The organism is Streptomyces malaysiensis subsp. malaysiensis, from assembly GCF_040653035.1.
Classification (GTDB): domain Bacteria; phylum Actinomycetota; class Actinomycetes; order Streptomycetales; family Streptomycetaceae; genus Streptomyces; species Streptomyces malaysiensis.
Window position 1 is genome coordinate 51,254 of sequence record NZ_JBEZNG010000029.1, and the last position, 17,789, is coordinate 69,042.

A 17,789-nucleotide genomic window follows, 5' to 3' on the forward strand; every position below is an offset into this window, starting at 1 on the left:
CCTCATGCCTCCGCCAGCCGGTCGAGCAGGCGCGCGGCCACCGCCACATCCTCCGTCAACGGCCGGTCCTCCATCCGGGGATCGAGCACTTCCGACGCCAGGGCGAAGGCGGCACCGGCCGGGAGCTCCGGGTCGGGCTCCAGGCCACGCTGGCGCAACGCCCGTACGGCGGCGACCAGTTCACACCCCAGCACCAACCGGTAGTGGTCGGCCACCCGGAGCGTCTGGCGGGCGCCGAGCGAGGCGAAACTGGCCTGTTCCTCGACGCCGCGCGAGAGCACGGCATGGCCGAGCGAGGCGGGGTGGGAGACCGCGCGCATCTCGCCGAGCGCCGCCCCCGCCGCGTATTCGAGGATCATCACGCCCGAACTCGCGGACGCGGCGTCGCCGAGGAAGGGGCGCAGCCGGGTGAAGTCGGGTTCGCTGAGCGCGGCGAGCCGGGCCGTGGAGAGCCGGGCGGTCTGGAGCGCCGCGAGCCGGAAGTGGTCCAGGGCGAGCGCGGTATGCGCGGCGTAGAAGTTGCCGTGGTGGTAGGCGGCCTCGTCCGCAGCGCTGATCAGCGGGTTCTCGGCGGCGGCGTTGAACTCGACGGTCAGCACCCGCTCCAGCGCGTCCGCCGCGTCCAGCGCGGGTCCATGGATCTGCGGCAGACAGCGGAAGCCGTACGGGTCCTGTATGCGCCCGAGCGGCGGGGTGGGCCGGGCGGGGGCGCCGAGCAGGGCGCGCATCCGGGCGGCGGCCGCGATGGAGCCGGGGTGCGGCCGGGCGGCGTGCACGGGTTCGGCGTACGCCTCGTACGACCCGCCGACCGCGATCAGCGAGAGCGCCGCGACGGCGAGCGAGGCGGACATCAGCCGCCGCAGCTCGGCGAGGGCGAGCGCGGACTGCCCGAGGGTGAGGGCGTTGCTGCTGATGAGCGCGAGGGCGTCATTGCTGTCGAGCGTGATGGGGTCGGGGGCGCCCCGTCCGGGCACGGCCTCGGTGAGGTCCCAGGGGTGCTCGCCGACGAGCGCGAGCCCGGCCTGGGCGAGCGCGGCGAGGTCCCCGGTGCCGACCGCGCCGTATTCGTTGATCACCGGGTGGGCGCCGCTGTCGAGGCCCTCGACGAGCGCGGTGACGACGGCGGGGCGCAGCCCGGCGCCGCCCGCCAGCAGCTGATTGGCGCGGACGGCCATCATGGCGCGCACCTCGCGGCCGGGCAGCGGTGCGCCGATCGCGCCGGCGTGGCTGCGCAGCAGCCGCAGTCCGTGGTCGGAGTCGGCCGGGCCGACGTCCTCGGTGCGGTTGGCGCCCACCCCGGTGCTGCGGCCGTAGACGCGGCCGGTGGCGGCGAGCCGGTCCGCGGTCTCCCAGGCGCGCTCGGCCAGCGCGAGCGCGGTGGGGTCGGGCGGCGCGGGCCGGCTGCGGCGGTCGGCCAGACGGGTGACATCGACGACGCGTAGGCTCCGGCCGTCCAGTGTGATCCGCGGGCCCGCGCCGTCCGTGCCGTCGGCGGCCGCGTGATCAGCATCCAGCATATGAGACAACATCCAGGGCAACCCCTCTCCAGCACGCCCCATTCGGGCAAAACACCAAGCGCTCCGTCCATATCGCGAGCAGAAGTAACCGGCGATTAACGCAGACCTCTTGACTTCTATTCACTCGCCTATGACTGTGCATGACTATATGCAGACAGGGCAAGGGGAAGCGGATGATCAGCTTCAAGGACGTCAGCAAGCACTACCCGAACGGCACCACAGCGGTGGATCGCCTCGATCTCGAACTCCCCGAAGGGGGCATAACCGTTCTTGTCGGCACGTCGGGCTGCGGCAAGACCACCACTCTCCGCATGGTCAACCGCATGGTCGAGCCGAGCAGCGGCACGGTGAGCGTGGGCGGGCGTGATGTCCTCGAAGCGGACGCCGCCGAGCTACGGCGCGGGATCGGCTATGTGATCCAGCAGGCCGGGCTCTTCCCGCACCGCACGATCCTCGACAACATCGCCACCGTCCCGCTGCTGCTCGGCTGGGGCCGCCGCAAGGCGCGGGCCCGCGCCGCCGAGCTGCTGGAGCTGGTCGGGCTGCCCGCCGACTCCGGCAAGCGCTACCCGCACCAGCTCTCGGGCGGTCAGCAGCAGCGCGTCGGGGTCGCCCGCGCGCTCGCCGCCGACCCGCCGGTGCTGCTGATGGACGAGCCGTTCGGGGCGGTCGACCCGGTCGTGAGGACCCAGCTCCAGAACGAGCTGCTGCGGCTCCAGAGCGAGCTGCGCAAGACGGTCGTCTTCGTCACCCACGACATCGACGAGGCGGTACGGCTCGGCGACCGCATCGCGATCTTCCGCACCGGCGGCCACCTCGTCCAGTGCGCACCCCCGGCCGAGCTGCTGGCGAGCCCCGCCGACGACTTCGTGGCGGGCTTCCTGGGCGCCGAGCGCGGGCTGAAGCTGCTCTCGCTGTCCACCCTCGCGGACGTGCCGCAGGAGGCCGCGCCCGCCGACGGGGAGCGCTGGCGGCTGGTCACCTCCGAGCGCGGTGAGCCGCTGGGCTGGCGCGACGCCGAGGGGCCGGACGGCGACCGAGCCCCGCTGCTGCCGGTGCGCCCGCTGCGGGACGGCGATTCGCTGCTCACCGCCCTCGACGAGTCGCTGGCCTCCCCCGCGGGTCTGGTGGCCCGCGTGGACGCCGACGGCGTGCTCACCGGGGTCACCGGGCGCGACAGGATCCATGAGCACGCCGGGCGCCGCCACGCCGAGGCGGGCCGCGCGGCCGCCCTCAAGAACGCCGACGAGAAGAACGCCGACGAGGCACCGGAAACCGCTGAAACCGGTGAGGGCACCACGGCCTCCGACGCGAGCGTGACCGCATGACCGTCGACTGGGGCTGGTTCCCCGACCACCGGTCCGACCTGGTCACCCTCACCCTCGACCACCTCTCCACCGCCGTCCCGGCCGTCCTCTTCGGCCTGCTGATCGCGCTGCCGCTGGCGGTGATCGCCCACCGGGTGCGCCCGCTGCGCGGACTTCTGCTCGGGGTCTCGAACATCCTGTTCACGATCCCCTCCATCGCGATCTTCGTCCTGCTGCTGCCGGTCACCGGCCTCACCCGGACCACCGCCATCACCGGGCTGACCATCTACACCCTGGTCGTGCTGCTCCGGAACACCGTCGAGGGGCTGGACAGCGTGCCCAGCAAGGTCCGCGAGGCGTCCACCGCGATGGGCGCCCGTCCGCTGCGCACCCTGCTCACCGTCGAGCTGCCGCTCGCCTTCCCGGTGATCATGGCGGGCGTACGGGTCGCCACGGTGATGGCGATCTCGCTGGTCAGCGTGGCCAGCTACATCGGGTACGGCGGTCTCGGCCAGCTGTTCACCGACGGCTTCCAGCGCAACTACCCCACCCCCGTCGTGGCCGGAGTCATCCTGTCCCTGCTGCTCGCGCTGGTCGCGGACGCGGTGCTGGTCACCATCCAGTGGCTGTGCACCCCGTGGCTGAGGAGGCGTGCCTGACATGATCGAGCTACTCCAGAACCTGCTGCGCTGGCTGACCAGCGGCTCCCAGTGGTCCGGCACCGACGGCATCGCGACCCGCCTCCTGGAACACCTCCAGTACTCCCTGCTGGCCACCCTGGTCGCCGCCGCCATCGCCCTCCCGGTCGGGCTGCTCATCGGGCACACCGGGCGCGGCGCGTTCCTCGCCATCAACCTCTCCGGCTTCGGGCGGGCGCTGCCGACCGTCGGCCTGGTCACCCTGGTCTTCCTGGCCAGCGGGCTGAGCATGTGGCCGGTCTACATCTCGCTGGTCGCCCTCGCGGTCCCGGTGATCGTCACCAATACGTACGCGGGCATGGCCGCCGTAGACCCCGAGGTCAGGGACGCGGCACGGGGCCAGGGCATGCGCTGGTACCAGGTGCTGTTCCAGGTCGAACTGCCCCTCGCGCTGCCGCTGATCATGACGGGGCTGCGGCTGGCCTGCGTCCAGGTCGTGGCCACCGCCACCATCGCCGCGTACGTCAGCTTCGGCGGCCTCGGCCGCTATGTCTTCGACGGGCTGGCCCAGCGCGATCTGGTGCAGGTGCTGGGCGGGGCGGTGCTCGTCGCCGTACTGGCCATCGCCCTGGATCTGGCGCTGGCCGGAGTACAGCGCCTGCTGTTCCGCAACCGCCCCCCGCGCGCCCACGCGCACTGAGCACCGGCTCACCGACTCACCGACTTCACTCCGATCCGAGGAGACGACCCCATGAACCGCAGGAAACTGCTCGGCGGCCTGCTCGCCGGCGCCTCCGTGCCCGCGCTCGCCGCCTGCGGCGGCGGTATCACCTCGCTCAAGGGCGACGGCGGCAGCGGTGGCTCGGGCGGCGGCAGCAGCGTGGGCGGCCTGGTCATCGGCACCGCCAACTTCACCGAGAACCAGCTGCTGGGCTACCTCTACGCCGAGGCGCTGAAGGGCGCGGGCATCAAGACGAACGTGCGGCCCAACCTCGGCTCGCGCGAGATCGTCATCCCCGCCCTCCAGCAGGGCGATATCGATCTGCTCCCCGAGTACCAGGGCAATCTGCTGCTCCACTTCGACGACAAGGCCCCCCAGACCGAGGCGGGCGACCTCCAGAACGCCCTCACCGTCGCCCTCCCGGGCGGTCTGGAGGCCCTGTCGTACGCGGCCGCCGAGGACAAGGACGTCTTCTGCGTGACCCGTGAGGCCGCGCGCGAGTACGGTCTGCGCAGCTTCGCCGACCTGGCCAAGCAGAACGGGAAGCTGGTCTTCGGCGGCCCGGCCGAGGACAAGAACCGCGTGGTCGGCCTGGTCGGCCTCAAGAACCGCTACGGCGTGACCTTCAAGGAGTTCAAGGCCCTCGACGCCTCCGGCCCCCTGGTCAAGGGCGCGTTGAAGAAGGGCGATGTCGACGTCGCCAACCTCTTCTCCACCGACCCCGACATCGAGGCCAACGACTGGGTGATCCTCGCCGACCCCAAGGCCCTCATCCCCGCCCAGCACATCGTGCCCGTCGTCCGCTCCGCCAAGGCCGACGCCAAGGTCCGCAAGGCCCTGGCCCGCCTGGGCGGCGCCCTCACCACCCAGGAACTGGCCCGGCTCAACAAGCTGGTGAGCAACGACAAGAAGGACCCGGACCGGGTCGCCGCGGACTGGGCCGCCAAGAACGGCCTCACCAAGGAATAGCGGCAGGAGCACACATATGCCCGACTCCCCGGACCCACTGAACTCCCTGAACTCCCTGGACTCGCTGGACTCGCTGGTCGAAAAGCGCTCGATCGACGTCGTCCCGGACGCGGAGCGCCATGGCACCGCCTTCAGCCAGTTCACCCTGTGGCTCGGCGCCAACCTCCAGATCACCGCCGTGGTGACCGGCGCCCTGGCCGTCGTCTTCGGCGCGGGCGCCTTCTGGGCGATCATCGCCCTGCTGATCGGCAACCTGCTCGGCGGAGCCGTCATGGCGCTCCACTCCGCCCAGGGACCACGGCTCGGCCTGCCCCAGATGATCTCCTCCCGGGCCCAGTTCGGGGTCCGGGGCGCGATCGTCCCGCTGCTGCTGGTCATCGTGATGTACGTGGGCTTCTTCGCCAGCGGCAGCGTGCTGGCGGGACAGGCGGTCGGCGAGCTCACCCATCTCGGCGACACCACCGGGATCATCCTCTTCGCCCTCGTCACCGCCGTGGCGGCCGCCGTCGGCTACCGCCTGATCCACACCCTGGGCCGGATCGCGGGCGTGATCTGCGCCCTGGCCTTCGTCTACCTGGGCATCCGGCTGCTGGACCGTACCGATCTGGCCACCCTGCTCCACGACCGGACCTTCGACTTCCCGCTCTTCCTCCTCGCGGTGTCGCTGTCCGCCTCCTGGCAGCTCGCCTTCGGCCCGTACGTCGCCGACTACTCCCGCTATCTGCCTCGTACCACCTCCGCCGGGGCCACCTTCTCCTGGACCCTCGCCGGCACCGTCCTCGGCTCCCAGTGGTCCATGACCTTCGGCGCCCTCGCGGCCGCGGCGGCCGGCCACGCCTTCGTCGGCCACGAGGTCTCCTACATCGTCGGCCTCGGCGGCGGCGCGGCCCTGATCACCTCGCTGCTCTACTTCGTCATCGCCCTCGGCAAACTGACGATCAACGTGCTCAACACCTACGGCGGCTTCATGTCGATGGTGACCAGCGTCAGCGGCTTCCGCGGCCGCGCGACCCTCTCCCCGCGCGGCCGGGCCGCCTACATCGCCGGAATCATGGTCGCGGGCACGGCGGTCGCACTGCTCGGCAAGGACAGCTTCCTGTCCTCCTTCAAGGACTTCCTGCTGTTCCTGCTGACCTTCTTCACCCCATGGAGCGCGATCAACCTCGTCGACTACTACGCCATCGCCAAGGAGCGCTACGACATCCCCGCCCTCAGCGACCCGGACGGCCGCTACGGCGCCTGGCGCTGGAAGGCGCTGTCCACCTACGCCCTCGGCGTCCTCGCCCAACTCCCCTTCCTGTCCACCGCCTTCTACACCGGCCCCTTCGTCACCCCGCTGGGCGGCGCGGACATCTCCTGGCTGGTCGGCCTGACCGTCCCCGCCGCCGTCTACTGGCTCCTGGCCCACAACGACACCGCCCATGTCCCGACCCACATGATCCTCACCCCACAACCACCAGAGGACCGCCCGTACGCCACCGAGCCCGGGTGAACGGACCCGGGTGAGCGAGGCCGGGTGGGCGGGACCGACAAAGGCGTTGTCACACCCAGCCGTTCACATGCTGATGGCCCTATTGCGCGAGGGCGGCGGAGACGCGTTCGCGCAGTGTGACCGCCCGTGGGTCGTCGTACGAGGCGAGCGCCCTCAGGGCCTCGGCCCAGTGTCGCCGTGCCTCCTCGGCCGCGCGCGTCCCGTCCCCCTCATCTGCCTCGCGCAACGCACCGGCGAGACCGTCGAGGGCGAGGGCCGCGTGCCACAGGTCGTCCAACTCCCGGTGGACCGCCGCGGCGCGGCGGTGGAAGTCGGCCGCCTCCCCGGGACGCCCGAGTCGCCGGTACGTCTCCCCGGCGCCGTGCCACGCCCGCGCCTCCCGCGCCTGGTCGCCGAGGCGGCGCTGGAGCGAGGCGGCCCGTTGGAACGAGACCAGCGCGGCGTCGAGTTCACCGTTGGCCCGCTGTGCCCGGCCCAGCTCCAGCAGCCAGTACCCCTCCCACATGTGGTTGCGGTGGGTGCGGGCGATGTCCAGCGCGGCCTCCGCGGACCGCAGCGCCTCCTCCGCCTGCCCGCGATCCCGCTGCACGGCGCTCAGGATGCGCAGCGCGTTGCCCTCACCGCCCTGGTTGCCCAGCTCACGGTGCATTGCCAGGGCCCGCTCAACGAAGCCGGAAGCCTCCTCGGTCCGCGCCAGCTCATACGTCACCTCGGCGAGATTCGACGTCACGACGGCCTGCCACTGGGCGGCGCCCAGCTCCTGGAAGCGTGCCGCGGCCTGCTCGAACTGGTCCTTCGCCGCCTCCAGTCGGCGTCCACGCAAATGGATCAGCCCGATGTCGTTCAGCGACAGCGCCTCCCCGAGCCGGTCGCCGGTCTCCCGACGGGCGGCCAAGGCGCCCTGGTGGTACTCGGCACCCTCGGACAGGCGATGGGACTGCGTGCAGGCCATCCCCAGGCTCTCCAGCAGTTCGGCTTCCGCCGCCCGGTCGCCGAGGCGACGCGCGGCCCTCAGCCCGATACGGCTCATGGCGAGCCACTCCTCGAACGGGTTCAGGAGCATGTGCACGCTCCGCAGCACCGCCGGCAGCTGCCAGGCGATCACATCGAGACCCGCCTCCTCGGCGGCACGGGTGGCGGCCAGCAGATTGCCGCGCTCCGCCTCGTACCACCGCATGGCCTCCTCATAGTCCGCGAAGGACGCGGGGGTGAGGTCATCGCCTGGCGGGTCGAGCGGGATATGAGCCTCCTGCGAGTTGATCCAGGTCTGGGCCGCGTCCGCGGAATGCAGGTACCAGACCACCACCCGACGCAGCGCCGCCTCGCGACTCTCCGGGGACTCCTCGTGGCGGTCGGGCCTGGGGGCGGCCGACGGTTCCCCGTTCACCGGGCCGTTCCACCGGTGAACCGGCCGGGCGCCGCGCCTGGTCCTGCCGCACAGCGTAAGCATTGGCACGGCGGCCACGCCGAGGTGAGCAGGGGAGCCAGCGGATCGCTGCTGATGACCACCACTTCGGCGCCCCACGTTCGGCCACCGTCACGGGACACGCGCATGCTCATGAGCCGCTGTCCTTTTGCTGCCCTGTCCATCACGATCCGCCTCTTCTGTCGCGTTCGGTCGCGATGGTGCCCTCGTCATCCGGGCCGTCGCGACGGCAGAAAAGGCGTTGTTCGGACGTCCCTCAAAAGGCGTCATTTAGGTGTCATTGGTGGGCATCTGAGGCTAGCGTGGACGTCATGACGACCGAAGTGCACGCACCGAACGACGCGCTGCGGGCCGTACGGATCGGCCTGCGGATGAGCCAGGATGACCTGGCAAAGGCACTGCGCCGAGCAGGAGTTGAGCTGGGTGAGCCGAACGAGGCCAGCAAACGGCTGGTCCAACGCTGGGAATCCGGTATCAGCAGGTCGCCGAGGCCGGTCTACATCCGCGCGCTGGAGAGGGTCACGGGGCTGCGGGCCGAGTCGCTGGGATTCGCCCCCCAGGTACCCGTGGCGAGAGTCCAGGGCGATGGGGCGGGAGGCCATGACATGGCACCGGGCACGGACGGGATCACCCCCGCATCCGCCGACACCCGGGCGGGTCGGAAGACTGCGGGAGACAACTACAACGGTGTCTGGCTTTCCCGGTACGAGTACTACTCGTCAGTCCGTGACGACGTCTACGAAGGCAGGCATTACGTGGTGCTCGTCCAGCACGGCAGTCGCCTGACGGGACGGTCGCTGGACGGGGCGTCCGTGAACCCTGATTCCCCGCTCAGCCTGGATCTCACGGTCGACCGCAGCGTGGTCACCGGCACCTGGACCGAGCAGACGGCCACGGATGGCTACTACCAGGGAGCGTGTTACCACGGCGCGATTCAGATGCTCGTGGAGCCGACCAGTCGCCGTATGGTCGGCAAGTGGGTCGGGTTCGGCAAGGACTTCGACGTCAATACCGGACCGTGGGAACTACGGCTGATGGACACCTCGACCTCGAAGGCGACTCTGGAGCGGTACAGCGTCCCGCCGGAGTGACCAGCGGGACGCGGCTGGGGCGTCAAGCCCGGGCGTCGGGGATGTCCGGCTTCGCCGCGCTCAGCGTGCTGCCCGGGATGACGACGATGCGCTCGTCGGGGGCGATGCTGGCGTCGTCGGGGAGTTTCGCCCGGTAGGTGTTGGTGAGGTCGCGGCCGATGACCGCGATGTCACCGTTGTCGAGCTGCCAGATGTCGGGACATCCGTCGCGCCCTCCGGTGGTACCGAGTTCGTGCGCCGACTTTCCCAATCGGCGCGCGAACGAGGCGGACGGGTCGGCTTCCCACGCGCGGGTCATCGGTCTCTCCTTCGTCGGTCCGTGGCCGCTGAAGTTAGGTCCCGGCGTCGCGAATGGCAACGGCGTGGGAAGCCCGAGGCCGGGATCAAGCCGGGGGCAGCAGTTTTTTCTGGGGCTTGCCCATGGCGTTGCGGGGCAGTGCCTCCAGGAATCGGACCTTGCGGGGCCGCTTGTGGACGGAGAGCTGGGAGGCTACGAAGTCGATCAGCTCCTGTTCGCCGATGCCGTCGGCCACGACGTACGCGACGATCTCCTGGCCCAGATCCTCGTGCGGGGCGCCGACGACGGCGGCCTCGCGGACGGCCGGATGGTCCAGCAGGGCGTTCTCGACCTCGCCCGCGCCGATGCGGTAGCCACCGGACTTGATCATGTCGGTGGAGGCGCGGCCCACGATGCGGTGGAAGCCGTCCGGGTCGATGGCGGCTATGTCGCCGGTCCGGAACCAGCCGTCCTCGGTGTACGAACCGGCCGTGGCCTCGGGCCGGTTCAGATAGCCGTCGAACAGGGTCGGGCCGGTCAGCTGGAGCTCGCCGATCTCGGCGCCCTCCTCGGTGGCGATCCGGGTGCTGATGCCCGACAGCGGGGTGCCGACATAGCCGGGGCGGCGCTCACCGTCGGCCCGGGTGCTGATGGTGATGAGGGTTTCGGTCATGCCGTAGCGCTCGATGGGGCGCTGGCCGGTGAGCCGCTCCAGATCGCGGAAGACGGGGGCGGGCAGCGGGGCGCTGCCGGAGACCAGCAGCCGGGCGGAGGCCAGGGCGCGGGCGGAGTCCGGGTCCCGCGCGATCCGGTTCCAGACGGTGGGCACACCGAAGTAGAGGCTGCCGCCCGCCGCCGCGTACGCCGCCGGGGTCGGCTTGCCGGTGTGCACCAGCCTGCTGCCCACCCGCAGCGGGCCCAGCACGCCGAGCACCAGCCCGTGCACATGGAACAGCGGCAGCCCGTGGACCAGGGTGTCCTCCGTGGTCCAGGCCCAGGCCGCGGCGAGCCCGTCCAGATCGGCGGCCACCGCGCGGCGGGAGATCAGCGCGCCCTTGGGCGCCCCCGTGGTCCCCGAGGTGTAAAGGATGAACGCCGTAGACTCCGGGTCAGGCTCCGGCTTCGTCCACGCCGCCCGCTCGGCCGGGTCCACCGGGACCGTCTCGATCGGGGCCTGGACGTCCTCCCCGGTGAGCAGCAGGGTGGCGCCCGAGTCCCGCAGTATGTGGTCGCGTTCGGCCGGGCCGGAGTCCGGCGGTACGGGCACCACCGGCACCCCGGCCAGCAGCGCGCCGACCACCGCGACCACCGTCTCCGGCGTCGGGGTCGCCCGGACCGCGACGACCGGCGCACCGGCGATACGGGCCGCCACCGCGCCCGCGGCACCGAGCAGTTCCTCGCGCGAGAGGGCGCGGCCGCCGACGCTCAGCGCGTCGGGGCGGTCGCCGTCGGGCGCGGCGAGGGACGTGAGGAGAGGTGCGGTCACGGAACTGACTCCTTCCACAGCGGGCCAGGCGTGCCTCGTCGCCCGCTCGTCTTACGGGGGGGGGCTGATTTCGGGGGCTAGCCCTACCGACAAAGCGTCCCCGCGACCGTACCGTCATTAAGCATGGACGCCCGTGACCCAGATCTGAAAAAGGAACTCGACGCCGCCCTCCAGACCCGTAAGGAACTGGGCGCGGAGTACGAGTCCGAGCTGGTCGACTCCTTCATGGAGAAGGTCGAACAGCGCTTCAACGATACGGCGGACCGCCACGTCCGCCGCCAACTCGCCGAGCAGCAGATGGCGACGGCACGCGGCGCCCGCCCGTACGCCACCGGTACCCAGCCGGATCAGTCCCATGGGCTGGGCGTCGGCGAACGCTTCGCCTTCGTGGGGGTCTCCCTGGTCCTGGCCATCCCGCTGTCGGCGATCGGGGTGGTGAACGAGGGCCTGCCCGGTCTGCTGATCACCTGGGCCGGAATCTTCGGCGTCAACGCGGTCCACGCCATGGGGGGCTTCTCCTGGCTGCGCCGAGGCCGTAAGGAGGAGGAGAGCGGCGTCTAGGCACCGAGGCCGCAAAAAAAAGGGGTAAAGCTGCGCGGGGACCGCCGCACCCCGGTGCTTCGCACCGAGGGCGGGACGACGGCGGTCCCCGCGTGGGACGCGGGCCGGGTCAGGGCCGGGCTTCCGCGTCCAGGCGACCATGGAGGTCCGGGAGCCGCTCCGGAGGTCCTGTCGCCTCATCTCGGGTGTCGGTGTCGTCCTTCCGACGCCCTCTAATCTGCCGGAGCCGTGTTAACCCCGTGCTGCGTGCGCGTGACACGTGCGTACCACTTGCCCGAAGCACCGGCAGGCGTGCCCCGAGGGGCAGTTGACCGCCTTACGGGCCTCGCCGCACGGGCCCCGCCGCACAGGCCCCGCCGCACGGCCCGTCACTTCGCGCCGTTGGCCAGGTACGCCAGCAGGTCCTGCCGGCTCACCACACCCTTCGGCTTCCCCTCCACCAGCACGATCGCCGCGTCCGCCGCGCCCAGCACCGCCATCAGGTCCTCGACCGGCTCACCGGAGCCGACATGCGGCAGCGGCGGGCTCATGTGCTTCTCCAGCGGGTCGGTCAGCTCCGCGCGCCGGGTGAACAGGGCGTCCAGCAGCTCGCGTTCCACCACCGAGCCGATGACCTCGGCGGCCATCACATCGGGGTGCCCGGCGCCCGGCTTGACGATCGGCATCTGCGAGACGCCGTACTCCCGCAGCACGTCGATGGCCTCGCCCACCGTCTCGTCCGGGTGCATATGGACCAGCGAGGGCAGCCCGCCCTCCTTGCCCTGGAGGACATCGCCGACCCGCACCGAGGGGCCGTCCTCCTCCAGGAAGCCGTAGTCGGCCATCCACTCATCGTTGAAGATCTTGGACAGATAGCCGCGGCCGCTGTCCGGCAGCAGGACGACCACCACATCGTCGGGGCCGAGCCGCTCGGCGACCTTCAGCGCGGCCACGACCGCCATTCCGCAGGAGCCGCCGACCAGCAGCCCCTCCTCCTTGGCCAGCCGCCGGGTCATCTGGAAGGCGTCCTTGTCGGAGACCGCGACGATCTCGTCCGCGACGGTTTGGTCGTACGCGGTCGGCCAGAAGTCCTCACCGACGCCCTCGATCAGATATGGGCGGCCGGAGCCGCCGGAGTAGACCGAGCCCTCGGGGTCGGCGCCGATCACCTGGACCCGGCCCTCGCTGGCCTCCTTCAGATAGCGGCCGGTGCCGGAGATCGTGCCGCCGGTGCCGACGCCCGCGACGAAGTGGGTGATCTTCCCCTCGGTCTGCTCCCACAGCTCGGGGCCGGTGGACTCGTAGTGGGAGAGCGGGTTGTTCGGGTTGCTGTACTGGTCGGGCTTCCAGGCGCCCGGCGTCTCGCGGACCAGCCGGTCGGAGACGTTGTAGTACGAGTCGGGGTGCTCGGGATCCACGGCGGTGGGGCAGACCACGACCTCGGCCCCGTAGGCCCGCAGCACATTGATCTTGTCCGTGGACACCTTGTCCGGGCAGACGAAGACGCACTTGTAGCCCTTGCGCTGGGCGACCATGGCGAGACCCACTCCGGTGTTGCCGGATGTCGGCTCGACGATGGTGCCGCCCGGCTCGAGCTCCCCGGAGCGCTCGGCGGCCTCGATCATGCGGACCGCGATCCGGTCCTTCACCGAGCCACCGGGGTTGAAGTATTCGACCTTGGCCAGGACGGTCGCCCGAATGCCCTCGGTCACGGTGTTGAGCTTCACCAGCGGGGTGTTGCCGACCAGCTCAATCATCGATTCGTAGTACTGCACGCCTGCTCCTGGTCCGGTTCCGCGGGATCTCCGCGTCGGGGCGGTCGCCGTGGCGGGCCCGTGCTGTCAGCTTATTGCGCGCTCCCGCCCTCCGACCGGTGCGTTGGGACGAAGCCTGTGCGGGGCAACAAGTTGTTAGCAAGGCGTACAAAGGAGAAAGAGGCGCGTGCGCGTGCGGACGGAGGTGGCCTGGAGCCATGTCGATGTCGAGGGCGAGGGTGGCGCGGCGGATCGCGGCCGCGGCGGCGTACGGGGGCGGCGGGATCGGGCTGCTGGGCGGGGTGACCGCCGTGCTGCTGCTCACCGAGGTGTCCCATGCGAAGCGGGTCGTGGGCGGATCGGACGATCCGCCGCCGCGCGCTGATGGCCGATATGGCTTCGCCTTCGCCCGCAGAACCGGCCAGCCACCACTGCGGCTGGCCTTTCTCGGCGACTCCACCGCCGCCGGACAGGGCGTCCACCGCCCCAGTCAGACACCGGGCGCACTGCTCGCCTCGGGGCTCGCGGCGGTCGCCGAGCGCCCGGTGGACCTGCGGAACGTGGCACTGCCGGGGGCGCAGTCCAGCGATCTGGAGCGCCAGGTCACGCTGGTGCTGGAGGACCCGGAGCTGCTCCCCGACGTATGCGTGATCATGATCGGCGCCAATGACGTCACCCGCCGGATGCCGCCCGCCACATCGGTGCGGCTGCTGTCGGACGCGGTGCGCAGGCTACGCGAGAGCGGCTGCGAAGTGGTGGTGGGCACCTGTCCCGACCTCGGCACGATCGAGCCTGTCTATCAGCCGCTGCGCTGGATCGCGCGGCGGCTGAGCCGACAGCTGGCCGCCGCGCAGACCATCGGCGTGGTGGAGCAGGGCGGGCGCACGGTCTCGCTGGGCGATCTGCTCGGCCCGGAGTTCGCGGCCAATCCGCGCGAGCTGTTCGGCCCGGACAACTACCACCCCTCGGCGGAGGGGTACGCCACGGCCGCGATGGCCGTTCTGCCGACCCTGTGCGACTCGCTGGGCCTGTGGCCCGAGGAGGCCCCGGAGATGCTCGACGCGGGCATCCTGCCGGTCGCCACGGCGGCGGCCGAGGCGGCCGCCGAGGGCGGCACCGAGGTCACCGCGGCCCGCGGCCCCTGGGCCCGGCTGCTGCGGCGCCACCGGCCGCCCACGAAGGAGCCGGCGGCCGCCGGCGCCCCCACCGACACCCCGTCCCCGTCCTCCCCACCCCCATCCAGCTGCTGACCCCCGACCGGGGCCCGTGCGAGCCCCCTGACCCCGGCCACCCGCCGGGCGCTCGGAGCACGGCCGCCCGCCCGGGGCGCTGACCTCAGCCCCCGCCCGGGGCTCGGAGCGCGGCGCTCCCGCGCCAGAGCTGAGGCGACGTAACCCCGCCCCCGCCCGGCTGCTGACCCCCGTTCCGGGGCCGGGGCGGGGCCCCTGACTCCAGCCACCCGCAGGGCCCTGACCCCAGCCACCCGCCCGGGACTCGGAGCGCGGCAGTCCCCCGCCGGGGCTGAGGCCGACGTAACCCCGCCCGGGGCTCAGGGCGGCGCCCGTCCCGGCACTTCGGCGACCCGGGTGCGGGTGAGCCGGATCGCTGAGCGTACGCTTGGAAAAAAGAGTTCCGCGTCACAGCCCGCACCCCGTGACCCCGTCGATACGTGCGGGTAGCTTCCCTCAGAGTCCAGCCCTCACCCGCGCCCCCCTGGAGCCGTGATGCCCGAAGCAGTGATCGTGTCTGCCGCCCGTTCGCCCATCGGCCGCGCCTTCAAGGGTTCGCTCAAGGATCTGCGGCCGGACGACCTGACCGCCGAGATCATCCAGGCCGCGCTCGCCAAGGTCCCCGAGCTCGATCCGCGCGAGATCGACGACCTGATGCTCGGCTGCGGTCTGCCCGGTGGTGAGCAGGGACACAACCTGGGGCGGATCGTGGCCGTGCAGATGGGGATGGACCACCTCCCCGGCTGCACGATCACCCGCTACTGCTCCTCCTCCCTCCAGACCTCGCGGATGGCGCTGCACGCCATCAAGGCGGGCGAGGGCGACGTCTTCATCTCGGCGGGCGTCGAGATGGTCTCGCGGTCGAAGAAGGGCACCTCGGACGGGCTGCCGGACACCCACAACCCGCTGTTCGCGGACGCCGAGGCCCGTACGGCCGAGCGCGCCGAGCACGGCGGCTCCGACTGGCACGACCCGCGCGAGGACGACCTGGTCCCCGACCCGTACATCGCGATGGGCCAGACGGCGGAGAACCTGGCCCGGCTCAAGGGGGTCACCCGCGAGGAGATGGACGAGTTCGGCGTGCGGTCCCAGAACCTCGCCGAGCAGGCCATCGAGAAGGGCTTCTGGGAGCGCGAGATCACCCCGGTGACCACCCCGGACGGCACGGTCGTCAGCAAGGACGACGGCCCCCGCGCGGGCACCACCCTGGAGGCGGTGCGGGGCCTGAAGCCGGTCTTCCGCCCCGACGGCCGGATCACCGCGGGCAACTGCTGCCCGCTCAACGACGGCGCCGCGGCGCTGGTGATCATGTCCGACACCAAGGCGCGGGAGCTGGGCGTGACCCCGCTGGCCCGGATCGTGTCCACCGGCGTCACCGGCCTCTCCCCCGAGATCATGGGCTACGGACCGGTCGAGGCGTCCAAGCAGGCGCTGGCCCGCGCCGGGATGTCGATCGGCGATATCGACCTGGTGGAGATCAACGAGGCGTTCGCCGCGCAGGTCATCCCGTCCTACCGCGATCTGGGCATCGACCTGGACCGGCTCAATGTCAACGGCGGCGCGATCGCCGTGGGCCACCCCTTCGGCATGACCGGCGCCCGGATCACCGGCACGCTGATCAATTCGCTTCAGTTCCACGACAAGCAGTTCGGCCTGGAGACCATGTGCGTCGGCGGCGGCCAGGGCATGGCCATGGTCATCGAGCGGCTGAGCTGAGCCGGGCCGTGACCGAATCTCCCCCAGGATGTGACAAAGGTCCTGGGGGAGAGCCGTCTGCCCAGCTCAGCACCGGTGACCAAAGGCCCCTCCGGTATCGAGTTCCGCCCGTTTGGTGATGGTATGTGCTGACGTCGAGAGGCGATAAGCCTCAAGCTGAGGTAGGAATTCGGGGGATCAGAAGCCAACCGGGAGTACGTCAGTGAGCCCCACGACCCTTGCCCTCCTCCTGGCCGCGGCAGCCGCCACGGCCGTAGGGGCGGCCGCCCTGCACACCGCACGCGGTGTGCGCCGGCAGATCAGTGAGCTGCGCGCCGAGCTCGCGGCCACCGTCGCCGCCGGTGCCCTGACGGGCGGAGGGGGCGAGGAGGGCGGTGCCACGGTGCCCGCGCCCCGCACCGCCACCCCGGCCGCCGAGATACGCGCGGCCGTCGCCGACGCGCTCGCCGAGGAGCGGGAACGCGAGCTGGCCGAGGCGCGGGCGTTCTGGGCCGCGCAGGAGGCCAGGGACTCCGCCGGGGCGGCCGACGCCCATTCGCTGCTGGGCGGGCCGGGCGGCTTCGGCGAGGACTCCGCGCAGGACGCGCAGCTCTTCGTGCCCCGCCAGGCCGATCTGGCCGGGCTCGAACCGCTGCTCGGCCTGGACGCGCTGGGCCCCGAGGCTTTGGACCCCGCAGGGGACCAGGAGCCCGAGGTCGAGGCCGAGATGGAGCTCGAGCTGGGCGCCGGGGCGGAGCCCGCGGCCGAGCCCAGGGAGTCGGCCGAACTCGCGGCGGCCCGCCGGCGCCATCCCTCGCACCCGGACTTCACCCCGCCGTCACCCGTCGCCGACCACGACCGTACGGTGACCCGGCTCACCGAGCTGGCCGAGGCCCGCACCCCGCTCGCCGATGTGCGCCCCGGGCCCCTCGGCACCCTCGATGTCTATGTCTTCGCCGACGGCACCACGATCTGCATGACCCCGGGCCACCGGGAGACGGCGGAGCGGCTGGCGGACGCCCTGCGCGAGGGCACCACCCCGGTGCTGCTCGGCGGCTCCGGCGTCTCCGGTGCGTATGCGCTCACGTTCGGCTGCGGCGAGGAGAATGTGTACGTCCTCGCCGACCGCGTCATCGCCTCGCTGTAAGCCCCGGCGCGAACCGGCGAACACGAACCGGCGAACACGAACCGAGTACGAAGCGGCGAGCCGAACCGAGTACGAAACGGGCGTAACCGAAACGGCCGGCGCCAAGCCGCCCCCACGGAACGGCGAGAACCGTACGGCCGACCCCGCGGCCCCCACACCGGCGCCCTCAGACCCCACAGCGCCCGGCCGCCTCCGCCACGAGCGCCACCGCCTCGGCGACCCCGTGCGCCGTCCGTCCGCTTCCGGCGCCGCCCGGCGCACGCTCCAGCGCGTGCACCAAGTCGTGTCCGGCCACCGCGACCTGGTCGGCGACCACGAACAGCCCCGCGTCCGGCATGATCCGCGGCGGGGTGTCCGGCTCCTCCAGACGCTGTGCGCGCAGCGACAATTCCCTCGCCAGTGCCAGTCCTTCGGCCGCGGCGCCCGCGCGCAGCCGGGACTGCGGAAGGGCGCGCAGCCGGTCGGCGAGCCGGTCGACGGCGGTGCTGAGGGGGGTCACA

16 protein-coding genes are annotated in these 17,789 nt (G+C 71.7%); 10 read left to right on the forward strand and 6 right to left on the reverse strand.

The window, feature by feature from the left end; genetic code table 11:
- Nucleotides 1-2: 2 nt before the first annotated feature.
- On the reverse strand, nucleotides 3-1,529 hold the full coding sequence (locus AB0E24_RS38120; RefSeq protein ID WP_383170138.1) for an aromatic amino acid ammonia-lyase: 1,527 nt from the start codon (nucleotides 1,527-1,529) through the stop codon (nucleotides 3-5).
- Between the two features lie 161 nt (nucleotides 1,530-1,690).
- Between AB0E24_RS38120 and AB0E24_RS38125 the strand changes: the two genes are divergently transcribed.
- From AB0E24_RS38125 to AB0E24_RS38145, 5 genes are read left to right on the forward strand one after another with little or no spacing between them, the layout of a single operon-like run.
- Nucleotides 1,691-2,845, forward strand: coding sequence for an ABC transporter ATP-binding protein (locus AB0E24_RS38125; protein ID WP_100807023.1), 1,155 nt, complete (start codon nucleotides 1,691-1,693; stop codon nucleotides 2,843-2,845).
- Nucleotides 2,842-3,483 (forward strand): ABC transporter permease, encoded by a 642-nt coding sequence (locus AB0E24_RS38130; RefSeq protein ID WP_069873376.1) that lies wholly within the window; start codon nucleotides 2,842-2,844, stop codon nucleotides 3,481-3,483. The genes AB0E24_RS38125 and AB0E24_RS38130 overlap by 4 nt, the downstream gene beginning before the upstream one ends.
- A gap of 1 nt (nucleotide 3,484) precedes the next feature.
- The gene (locus AB0E24_RS38135) at nucleotides 3,485-4,162 is read left to right on the forward strand and encodes an ABC transporter permease (protein ID WP_069873378.1); all 678 of its coding nucleotides are present in this window, start codon (nucleotides 3,485-3,487) and stop codon (nucleotides 4,160-4,162) included.
- Nucleotides 4,163-4,213: 51 nt separating this feature from the next.
- Nucleotides 4,214-5,152, forward strand: coding sequence for an ABC transporter substrate-binding protein (locus AB0E24_RS38140; protein ID WP_069873380.1), 939 nt, complete (start codon nucleotides 4,214-4,216; stop codon nucleotides 5,150-5,152).
- A 16-nt stretch (nucleotides 5,153-5,168) separates the two neighbouring features.
- Complete coding sequence (locus tag AB0E24_RS38145) at nucleotides 5,169-6,644, forward strand: purine-cytosine permease family protein (RefSeq protein WP_359384185.1); 1,476 nt, start codon at nucleotides 5,169-5,171, stop codon at nucleotides 6,642-6,644.
- A 79-nt stretch (nucleotides 6,645-6,723) separates the two neighbouring features.
- Here AB0E24_RS38145 and AB0E24_RS38150 read toward each other — a convergent pair whose 3' ends face one another.
- Nucleotides 6,724-8,031 (reverse strand): tetratricopeptide repeat protein, encoded by a 1,308-nt coding sequence (locus AB0E24_RS38150; protein ID WP_359384188.1) that lies wholly within the window; start codon nucleotides 8,029-8,031, stop codon nucleotides 6,724-6,726.
- Between the two features lie 350 nt (nucleotides 8,032-8,381).
- Between AB0E24_RS38150 and AB0E24_RS38155 the strand changes: the two genes are divergently transcribed.
- Complete coding sequence (locus tag AB0E24_RS38155) at nucleotides 8,382-9,161, forward strand: helix-turn-helix domain-containing protein (protein ID WP_359384191.1); 780 nt, start codon at nucleotides 8,382-8,384, stop codon at nucleotides 9,159-9,161.
- Between the two features lie 22 nt (nucleotides 9,162-9,183).
- Here AB0E24_RS38155 and AB0E24_RS38160 read toward each other — a convergent pair whose 3' ends face one another.
- Together AB0E24_RS38160 and AB0E24_RS38165 are read right to left on the reverse strand one after the other, a co-directional pair.
- Nucleotides 9,184-9,459, reverse strand: a complete 276-nt coding sequence (locus AB0E24_RS38160) for a hypothetical protein (protein WP_174885198.1) — start codon at nucleotides 9,457-9,459, stop codon at nucleotides 9,184-9,186.
- An 85-nt stretch (nucleotides 9,460-9,544) separates the two neighbouring features.
- Nucleotides 9,545-10,924, reverse strand: a complete 1,380-nt coding sequence (locus AB0E24_RS38165; RefSeq protein WP_174885199.1) for an acyl-CoA synthetase — start codon at nucleotides 10,922-10,924, stop codon at nucleotides 9,545-9,547.
- Nucleotides 10,925-11,047: 123 nt separating this feature from the next.
- On the opposite strand from AB0E24_RS38165, the gene AB0E24_RS38170 reads away from it, so the two are divergent.
- Complete coding sequence (locus tag AB0E24_RS38170) at nucleotides 11,048-11,485, forward strand: hypothetical protein (protein WP_069873388.1); 438 nt, start codon at nucleotides 11,048-11,050, stop codon at nucleotides 11,483-11,485.
- Between the two features lie 368 nt (nucleotides 11,486-11,853).
- Here the strand turns inward: AB0E24_RS38170 and AB0E24_RS38175 are convergent, their stop codons facing one another.
- Complete coding sequence (locus AB0E24_RS38175; protein ID WP_069873390.1) at nucleotides 11,854-13,239, reverse strand: cystathionine beta-synthase; 1,386 nt, start codon at nucleotides 13,237-13,239, stop codon at nucleotides 11,854-11,856.
- 197 nt (nucleotides 13,240-13,436) lie between these two features.
- Here AB0E24_RS38175 and AB0E24_RS38180 point away from each other — a divergent pair, with 197 nt between their 5' ends.
- From AB0E24_RS38180 to AB0E24_RS38190, 3 genes are all read left to right on the forward strand, one after another.
- Entirely contained in the window at nucleotides 13,437-14,468 is a 1,032-nt protein-coding gene (locus AB0E24_RS38180; RefSeq protein WP_069873392.1) for an SGNH/GDSL hydrolase family protein, read from the forward strand.
- A gap of 474 nt (nucleotides 14,469-14,942) precedes the next feature.
- Entirely contained in the window at nucleotides 14,943-16,163 is a 1,221-nt protein-coding gene (locus AB0E24_RS38185; protein ID WP_359384195.1) for an acetyl-CoA C-acetyltransferase, read from the forward strand.
- A 202-nt stretch (nucleotides 16,164-16,365) separates the two neighbouring features.
- On the forward strand, nucleotides 16,366-17,289 hold the full coding sequence (locus tag AB0E24_RS38190; RefSeq protein WP_079257912.1) for a hypothetical protein: 924 nt from the start codon (nucleotides 16,366-16,368) through the stop codon (nucleotides 17,287-17,289).
- A 166-nt stretch (nucleotides 17,290-17,455) separates the two neighbouring features.
- Here AB0E24_RS38190 and AB0E24_RS38195 read toward each other — a convergent pair whose 3' ends face one another.
- Nucleotides 17,456-17,788 (reverse strand): hypothetical protein, encoded by a 333-nt coding sequence (locus tag AB0E24_RS38195; RefSeq protein WP_435865369.1) that lies wholly within the window; start codon nucleotides 17,786-17,788, stop codon nucleotides 17,456-17,458.
- Nucleotide 17,789: the final 1 nt, after the last annotated feature.